This window comes from Streptococcus mitis, assembly GCF_026782865.1.
In the GTDB taxonomy this organism is placed as follows: domain Bacteria; phylum Bacillota; class Bacilli; order Lactobacillales; family Streptococcaceae; genus Streptococcus; species Streptococcus mitis_CG.
Genome location: NZ_JAKUXK010000009.1, coordinates 1 through 2,107, shown reverse-complemented (window position 1 = coordinate 2,107; position 2,107 = coordinate 1). Strand labels below are relative to the sequence as shown.

Annotated in this window: 4 protein-coding genes and 1 pseudogene; all 5 read right to left on the bottom strand. The window is 35.0% G+C overall.

What is annotated here, in order from left to right; genetic code table 11:
• Positions 1 to 202: pseudogene (locus MK482_RS05990) on the bottom strand (hypothetical protein); the annotation flags it as partial.
• 68 nt (positions 203 to 270) lie between these two features.
• On the bottom strand, positions 271 to 597 hold the full coding sequence (locus MK482_RS05985) for an Imm59 family immunity protein (protein WP_268718250.1): 327 nt from the start codon (positions 595 to 597) through the stop codon (positions 271 to 273).
• Entirely contained in the window at positions 590 to 919 is a 330-nt protein-coding gene (locus MK482_RS05980) for an Imm59 family immunity protein (protein ID WP_268718249.1), read from the bottom strand. Before MK482_RS05980 ends, MK482_RS05985 begins: the two co-directional genes overlap by 8 nt.
• A 3-nt stretch (positions 920 to 922) precedes the next feature.
• Positions 923 to 1,258 (bottom strand): Imm59 family immunity protein, encoded by a 336-nt coding sequence (locus MK482_RS05975; RefSeq protein WP_112384848.1) that lies wholly within the window; start codon positions 1,256 to 1,258, stop codon positions 923 to 925.
• On the bottom strand, positions 1,259 to 2,107 hold an 849-nt coding region (locus tag MK482_RS05970; RefSeq protein WP_268718248.1), incomplete at its 5' end, for a TNT domain-containing protein. It abuts the gene before it with no gap.

Genomic DNA, 2,107 nt, shown 5'->3' with positions numbered 1-2,107 from the left:
TCATGACCGTACTGGTATGACTGCTTCCTTCGTAGCTCACCAAGTCTGAAATCTTGTCCTTGGTCGTGTTCAAGAGCTCAATCTCACTCTTTAGATTGTCACGTGAACTCTTTAAATCACTATGAAGGGTTGTAAACACCTGACCTGGTAACTTTGCATGATTGCTTGAATCAATTTGATAGTAGCCATCCTTGTACAACAAGAGTTTACCAATGGTTTATCGGTAAACTCTTGTTTCATTTATTCTATCATAAAAGGGGGAGTTATTTATTATTCTGTAACATCATCCCAGAGGGGAGAAGGATAATATGGTTTTTTCCCTATCTTTACTTTGAATTGATTAGATTTTACAAAATGTTCCAATCTTTCCAAAAAAGTAATTTTGGCATCTTCAAAACTAGTAAACTCTATCGTATTCCCCATCACATACGATCTATCATCTCGACCATTAATCATAAATTTACCATCTCTATAGAATAAGTGAAATGCCCAAGGAAGACGTTTTGTTTCGTCAAATAAAACATAATGTAAGCTCTCATAATGACGTTTTTTAATTTCTTGTTCAACTATACATTTCATGTTCTCAATATCAATCATCGGTTTTATCCCATAATGGTGATGGATATTCTGCACCTATGCCTTCGTCAACATAATATCTATTTATGAAAACAATGTTTTCAAGAATTTCTATGAAACGAATCCGTGCTTCTTGAAATTTTTGGTATGAATCTTTACCATTCGTACTTGCTCTGTCCATTGTCGAATATACTTCATATAATTCTAATTCAGGATTATATTCTATTCTTGTTTCCCACTCCCTTGGTCTATGATCATTGAAAATGGAATATCTCAAACTTTCATATCCCAATTTGTGAATATCTGATAAAAGTTCAGAACGTTCTTTGGCTTCGTCTCTCATCTTCTAGTTATCCTCTTTTTCATCCCATAATGGTGATGGATATTCTACCGGCAATCCTAATTGTATATTCAATTTATTAGATTCTATAACGAGTTCTAATTTTTCAAAAAAATCCTTCTTTGCACTTCCAAAATTATCGTACTCTTTGCTATGTCCAACTATATATGATCGATCATCTCGACCATCAACATAAAATTTTCCATTTTTCTGATAAAGGTGAAATGCCCAAGGAAGACGTTTAGTTTCGTCAAATAAAACATAATGTAAACTCTCATAATGACGTTTTTTAATTTCTTGTTCAATATCATTTTTCCATATCAAAATATTCTTCTCATTCATTTACGCAATCTCCTTTAATAAACCTAGTAATTCATAGATACTAATTCCAGTCCCAAACTGAATTTGAGTTCCACCACCTTGTCCAAATACTTTTGCAATCTCTCCTTGCCGGATATTTGCTAAATCATCAAAAGATAAATTATATTTTTTCATTTCAACAGATACTTTATCTTGTATAATTTTTGGAGATTGGTTATATGATTTTACAATATTCTCTTTAGTGATATCCTTCACCACTTCATACTGATGGTAGACTTGATATCCCTCAGGATAAGGTAAACCTCGTGTATTAAACGGTAATACCTCCCCGTTATCAACTGGACTGGTGAAACGCCCACCATTTGATCCAAAACGGTCAATCATTTGTCCAGCTTTTAAATTAGCTGGTTCTGTAATAGGATTACCAGCACTATCTACAACAAAACCATCTGTTCCTTTTGGTGGCCATTTGATGTTACCTTGGACATCCACAAAGTCCCTAGAACGAACAGGAACTTGTTTCCCCTCAAAAACATCTGCTGAAAGATAAGCACGTTTCCCATTTGGCATTGTTATGCGCTCTGGGAAATATTTCCCTTGTTGTGCGTACTCTTTGCGAAGGTAGTTATCAAACTTCGAACTCTCCCTCGCAAGCCTGCTTTCTTCTATATTTCTTAGAATTTGTTCTTTGTTATACTTCGGTGTTTCGACATTGTGGACACCTTTCAACTTCGGAAGTTCCCGACTAACTAATGGGGATTTGTTTAAGCCTTGTTGGAGTTTCTCCTTCGCCAGATATTGGTCAAAGTTACTGGATTCCCTCGCAAGTTTACTTTCTTCCAGATTCTTCAGAATCTGTTCGCGGTTATA

What these genes read in the sequence shown, in the direction of transcription:
- MK482_RS05980 (WP_268718249.1), bottom strand. Translation starts at nt 919, where the DNA reads ATGAGAGACGAAGCCAAAGAACGTTCTGAACTTTTATCAGATATTCAC.
- MK482_RS05975 (WP_112384848.1), bottom strand. Translation starts at nt 1,258, where the DNA reads ATGAATGAGAAGAATATTTTGATATGGAAAAATGATATTGAACAAGAA.
- MK482_RS05985 (WP_268718250.1), bottom strand. Translation starts at nt 597, where the DNA reads ATGATTGATATTGAGAACATGAAATGTATAGTTGAACAAGAAATTAAA.